The sequence below is a fragment of the Anaerobacillus sp. genome (assembly GCF_046314235.1).
In the GTDB taxonomy this organism is placed as follows: Bacteria; Bacillota; Bacilli; order Bacillales; family Anaerobacillaceae; genus Anaerobacillus.
This window is the reverse complement of sequence record NZ_JBKBWN010000042.1, coordinates 1-5,828: the sequence shown is the minus strand read 5'-3', so window position 1 is coordinate 5,828 and position 5,828 is coordinate 1. Positions and strand designations below refer to the sequence as shown.

The 5,828-nt window shown below is 33.4% G+C and carries 8 protein-coding genes and 2 pseudogenes; all 10 read right to left on the bottom strand.

Features of this window, described 5'->3' with window-relative positions; all coding sequences use genetic code 11:
* A pseudogene (locus tag ACK4M9_RS22570) lies at window positions 1-268 on the bottom strand (P-loop nucleotide/nucleoside kinase family protein); the annotation flags it as partial.
* A 541-nt stretch (window positions 269-809) separates the two neighbouring features.
* Window positions 810-1,001, bottom strand: coding sequence for a hypothetical protein (locus tag ACK4M9_RS22565; protein ID WP_409855032.1), 192 nt, complete (start codon window positions 999-1,001; stop codon window positions 810-812).
* A 113-nt stretch (window positions 1,002-1,114) separates the two neighbouring features.
* A complete protein-coding gene (locus ACK4M9_RS22560) occupies window positions 1,115-1,465 on the bottom strand; it encodes a hypothetical protein (protein WP_409855031.1) in 351 nt (116 codons plus the stop codon).
* A 283-nt stretch (window positions 1,466-1,748) separates the two neighbouring features.
* Window positions 1,749-1,898: a small multi-drug export protein gene (locus ACK4M9_RS22555; protein ID WP_409855030.1), complete on the bottom strand. Its 150-nt coding sequence runs from the start codon at window positions 1,896-1,898 to the stop codon at window positions 1,749-1,751.
* Between the two features lie 75 nt (window positions 1,899-1,973).
* Window positions 1,974-2,249 (bottom strand): annotated as a pseudogene (locus ACK4M9_RS22550) (DUF5412 domain-containing protein); the annotation flags it as partial.
* A gap of 385 nt (window positions 2,250-2,634) precedes the next feature.
* Window positions 2,635-3,072, bottom strand: coding sequence for an SMI1/KNR4 family protein (locus ACK4M9_RS22545; protein ID WP_409855029.1), 438 nt, complete (start codon window positions 3,070-3,072; stop codon window positions 2,635-2,637).
* Between the two features lie 164 nt (window positions 3,073-3,236).
* Window positions 3,237-4,016: a hypothetical protein gene (locus tag ACK4M9_RS22540; RefSeq protein ID WP_409855028.1), complete on the bottom strand. Its 780-nt coding sequence runs from the start codon at window positions 4,014-4,016 to the stop codon at window positions 3,237-3,239.
* A gap of 250 nt (window positions 4,017-4,266) precedes the next feature.
* Entirely contained in the window at window positions 4,267-4,953 is a 687-nt protein-coding gene (locus ACK4M9_RS22535) for a zf-HC2 domain-containing protein (protein WP_409855027.1), read from the bottom strand.
* Window positions 4,954-4,956: 3 nt separating this feature from the next.
* On the bottom strand, window positions 4,957-5,436 hold the full coding sequence (locus ACK4M9_RS22530) for an RNA polymerase sigma factor (protein WP_409855026.1): 480 nt from the start codon (window positions 5,434-5,436) through the stop codon (window positions 4,957-4,959).
* Window positions 5,437-5,647: 211 nt separating this feature from the next.
* A partial coding sequence (locus ACK4M9_RS22525; protein ID WP_409855025.1) for an IS3 family transposase occupies window positions 5,648-5,828 on the bottom strand: 181 nt, incomplete at its 5' end.

The following is a 5,828-nucleotide window of genomic DNA, read 5'->3' as shown; positions in this document are numbered from 1 at the left end:
GCTTTTGAGTATTAGCTGGAAAATCCATCACTACATCTGTACCGACACTTAATATGTTTTGGACATGCTTTTTTACCAACGGCTTGAGCTGCGCTGAGAATTTTATATAGTCCTAAAATGATGCAATCTGATTAGGGTAAATAGATGAAAGCCACTCATCCTCAGACAATAGTACCGCATGTTTATCTATCGCCAATTGTTTTGATTTAGTTGATTTTCCTGCACCCATTTTTCCACATAAAAAGTATAGCGTGCCTAGTTTTTCCATATTTTTAACCCCCGCGCTTATTTTAGTAGTTGTTGCTCCAACTTGTAAAACTTTAATTTTTTTTATTATATTTCAACAAATGCGTTACTGCGGTTGTCCCACTAAATAACTGGTAGCTAGCCTTTCTTCCATCGGCATTACCCAACTTCATTGGTACTACGCTGCTATCCGACTCCCTAATCGGAGTTTGGTTTCCTTACTTGTATCGCTTGTAAACCATGCTCTTCTAACAAGAAAAGACCGATAGGGTCTCACGAGTTGCGAGTTGCCGTATCATATCAATGTGTAACGTGCAAGGTCTCTGACTCCAGAGAGGTTTCATTTTCTTCTTGCCATTTTATGAAGAATGAAATGTTGCTTTCTGCTGCAGGTAAAGCATCAGTCCTCTCGATTTACTAACATTATGGGGCTCAATCCCTTCAACCATTAGGCTTTCGGCCAATTACCTTAACTGTCTACCCTTAAACACAAAATTACCTTTAGCACTCCAAGACTCACTACGAGTGATTGGCTAGTTCTTTCTCGACGGGAAGCCCACCCGTTATATGATACGTATTCCCTGAGAAGGTTTGGTAATTTGTATGTAATCATTATTTGAGAACTCCAATTTAGTAATAGATGCGATTATTTCAGTTGTATTTTCTTCTTGAAACATGGCACTTCCAAATCTAATTCCAATAAATCCAAAAGCAAATATTAATATCAAGAAAATAACTACTAAAAATTTTTTCAAGCATGCACCTTCTTTCTGATTTGAACACTTCTTATCAACAATCATTAATCCAATACCGCAGGAACTGCTATTACAACAATTCCTCTACTAATGCACGTTGTTAGCTCAATATCTTATTCAATATTTTCTATTAGAAATTCTTTTATTTCTTCAAAATTTGTTGTTTCGAGAAGAATTCTCTTTTGGTCTAATATATAAAAGTATGGTGCTTCTTTTGCATTTAGGGATGGATATGTTTCCTGAGTTAAATGTAAAGAAAACACAAGTAAACCTACTTCTGATTTATCTTCCTGAAAGTCTGTAAGCCATTGAAAATAGTCCCAGAATTTATCATCTTTAAGTTCTGGTGGTGCAATATAAAAAATTTTATATTGTTCCTCTGATACCGCATAAGGTAATTTTTGCGAACAATCTGTTAATAATAAGAAGAAGAAGAAGAACAAAACCATAGTTCGTGTTTTCATAATAATTGATTGACCTCCTAAATTTTTTGGACTCTAAAACTATTCTTTCATTAACAGTTTTTATTCTATAATAATTTGACGGAGATACTTTAAAAGGCTTGCACTTACTCAAAATAAACCTTATCCAATTTAGTTCATCTTTTGTTAACATATAATCACCTTTGTAAATAAATATTCTTGTATAACAATCGCTCTCGTTTGCACCACAATGGAATACACAGCTTATTTTACTAATGCTCTCATTAGCTTTGAACAAAGAAAATGTAAGTAACCACGACTAAAATCAAGGATAACTTAAAGTGCCAACAATGATAGAGGCTACTTCGAAGCTTATAGATAAAAATACTAATTTAAATGGAATAAAAAATATAATAGCAGCTAAACAAGCACTATAAGCGCCTGTTGTTGGTAAAGGTACTGCTGTAAATAACACTAAACTGGTGCAAAAGGTAAAAACCTATCGGAATTACCCCTTCTTGAAGTAATGCATTTCGTTTGTTTAATAACATTAATGTCTTCTAAAATCAAATTTATCATTAGGTACATTAAGCCTATGTCCATTTATTACTACTGTATCATCATCGAGCCATTCAACAACCGCACTTTCTTCACGATAATTCCAGTAAATATTTTTTGTTTTATTTTTTTGTTTGTTAAGCATTAACTCTCCACGTATTGAATATGAAGTTGTAGCTCCACCATCAGTGATATAGGCCTTCAAAGTATAAGTACCATCTGGAGACACTTCTTCTGTGAGGTACTCACCTGTTGGTAATCTATTCATATCAATTAAACTCTTTACTTGAATAAGTGAATTTTAACACTATATACCAATTACAAAAAGATAATTTTTAAGCAAATAAAAGGACCTGGTTTTATAAGTCACCAAGTCCACATTGCCAAATTTTTCACTAAAGTATAAATGCTTATTCACAAATGTACATTTTTGATCATCTAAGCAAGTACACTTTTGCTCATAATAACTCTTTCTATACAGGCGACTGGATAATTACAACTTGACACGGAGCCTCTACGGGCATGACTGTACAGTCACTCCATGTAAAGTCGTAATATACAGGCGAAATCAAAAATGTACATTGTTAAACGATCACTTCTGTACATTCTTAATTAATCATTTGTACTAAAGCTTATCGTTTGTTAATAAAGATTTATTCGTCCTCAAATTCATCCTCGTTATCTTCTTCTGATATTGAAATTATAAATTCTTTCAAATTAGGAGCATATTCTTCAAGTTCTCCATCTTCGTGATACCAAAGATAAATTTCAATCCCCATTATTCCGTCATTTACTTTTAGACATAATTTATCCCCCGAACCATTATCGCCGATTGCAATAAGGTCTTTCGACATATCTTCTTCCCTGACTTCAGTATTTTGTCTAACAATATCATCCCAAGTCTTTTTAGGGTTTCTTGGGTCTTTGATAGGATAAAGTATCCATTCACCTATTTCTGGATTATTAACTAACTTGAAAAGTTCTTTATATTGTTCTGGAAAAATTGCTTCTAACTTATCTTCTACTGCTTTTATATCGGACTCAACTACCCCTAATTTCCTTGTATGGATTAGTTCTCTTACATCTTTCACATAAAAACACCTACCATATTAGTTTAAAATAATATTCACCGTTTATTTAGCTTTACCCTTCTTCTACTAAACTCAATACTAAAACAAAAGCGTCACTGCTGCTGTACCAGTAACGCCTCCGTTAACGTTCAATAAAACTTGCTAATTTAAAATGATTAAGGACATTATTCAACAGTTAAAGTACTCGCCATAAATAATAGCAACTCTCTTAGTTCATCGGTTTCAATATCACGAGGATAATCAATCAACACATGATACCTAACATTTCCTATAAAAGCATTTAGAGAATGACTAATATATTCTCTGCCGATAAGCCTCTCATTTTCAAATCCATCCTCCCCATGAGTTCCTACACTCTTTATGTAATAATCAAACGTTTTCGCAAGTTCAGGATAGTCAGTTAAATCAACGTCTGTTACGATATAATGCTTATCGGGTGCTGTATTGCCACTTTGCATAGCAAGTAGTTGTGTTTCTTTAAAATCTTCTGCTGGATTCGGGTAAATGTCTTCTTCTACAATCCACTTAATAATCCAAAACCTGACTTCACCAAAGATATGATTTGTCATTTGCTCGTAACAAGAGTCTGAAATAGGTTCAGCATAGTTTGCGTTAATTTCAAGTTTAGTTGGTAAATATAATTGTTTATTTTGTCCTTCAGGGCAATTGGAAAATGTTTCAGTTGAAATTAAATGCCCTACATTATAACCAATCTCCGAATACTCTGTTTGATAATCCTCTATCATAATACCTTGATTATTTATTATGTCTATCGAGGCTCCCATTTTTAAATCGTAAGTTTTAGATGTATAAGTTGCTCCCTTTTTCTCATTTGTCGAGCTTTCATTTTCTTTTTCAACCACGTCTTCGTTATTATCTAAATTAGTTGCACAACCGAAAAGAACGGTCATACTTAACACTAAAAAGAATAACAGTTTTCTCATAACACCCTCCCTAAGATAAAACCATATCACCTTTAACCTCAAAATTTGTGTTGCCTATTAAACTCTTCTGCTATCTCTTCACGATCACATGGATCTTCAATAACAATAATACCAAAAAATACCGAATTATGTTCTTAATTTTCAAATGGGACAGAGGGACAGGTATTCTGTCCCTCTGCTACTACTTGTATTTATTTTCAATCGCATTAGGAAATAGAGCCTAAGTTACAAATTGAAGTTAAATTCAATTTTAATTCAATCCAAATTGTTTTTTTACTTCTTCACTTGTCTTTGGTAATTCCATTCCCTTTTGCCAAATTAAGATTTTATCTTTTGGTGTTCCGTAATAGATTGTTTTTACCTCCTTACCACGGAGTAATTCTTGATCTTTAATGTCTATAAAATTATAAAATTTTTCCAACCCATAAGGAGGCTGTGCTTCTTCTTTTATGATTGTTCGTAGTGGAATTACATAAAAATTCCCTTCCCTGTCCATATCGTATTTCAATCTACTTAAACGATATCCATCATTTATTTCGGAATAAAATATAATATAACCATCCTCAGTTTCACTAATATCGCTGATTACTGCTACATCTGTTGACACGCTTTTGATATCCCACTTAAATAAGCCGACATATATCAAAATAATTGAGGCTATCAATAGTGTACTTATTAAACCACCTTTAATGAAGGACTTTAACCGTAATCTATTCCACGAAGTAGAAATGTTTTTTAAGACATTGCTATCCTTCCTATTTTTCATAATCGTTTTTTCCGGAATATGAATATCATCTTGAATTTTTTCCAATTCTATTTTGCAGGCATTACACTTTGATAGATGTTCTTCCACCATTCTTTTACTATCATCACTACACACTCCGTCATAATAGAGCGGAAGCATATCTTTAATTATCTCACATGACACTTTACTCATTTCCTACTCCTCCTTTAACAAGTCTTGAATTTTGCGTTTAGCTCGGTGAAATGTGACTCTCGCCCAACTTTCTGTTTTTTCAAAAAGCTCACTTATTTCTTTAAAGGAGAGTTCTCCAAATATCCTTAATGTAAAAACTTCTTTATGCGGCTCTTCTAAGCGATGTAAGACCCTATGTAACCGAAGAGTTTCTTCCTTTTTTACTATCATTTCTTCAATACTTTTCTCACTTGATTGTTCAGGTATATCACCTGTATCAAACCGCTTTTGCTTGTCGAGATAGGTAAAGTATGTGTTTTTAGCTATTTGACAGAGCCAAACATTTAGTTTGCATTTACCTTCGAATTTATCTATGTTTTTCAGAGCCTTGAAAAATGTTTCTTGTGTGATTTCTTCTGCTATTCTATCGTTACGGCTTAACAATAATACAAACGAGTAAACCTCCCGAAAGTATTGATTGTATATACTCTCAAACTCTGTCACATTTCTACCTCCTTTCATAAGTAAGACTGAGTAAAGTATGTTTCGTTACAATGAATCAAAAAAAAATCGGCAGACGTGTCATTCTGCCGGTTGGGACAGAGGGACAGGTTCACTGTCCCTCTGTTTAAATCAACGCTCCACTATTATTTTAACGTTGGGACAAGGTACCTGTAAACTGTACCCTATGTCAAGGACACATTGAAGAGGGACACTAAGCCACTCTAAGAAGATGATTTCTGTATTGAACAGGAGTCATCTTCTTTAAATCCCATTGATATCTTGTATTGTTATAATGAGTAATATAGCTTCTAATTTCCTTTTTAAGTTCTTTTAGATTTTTGCATTGTTTGATATTAGTTTCATCCTTAAAATGGCCAAAAAAGGATTCTTGG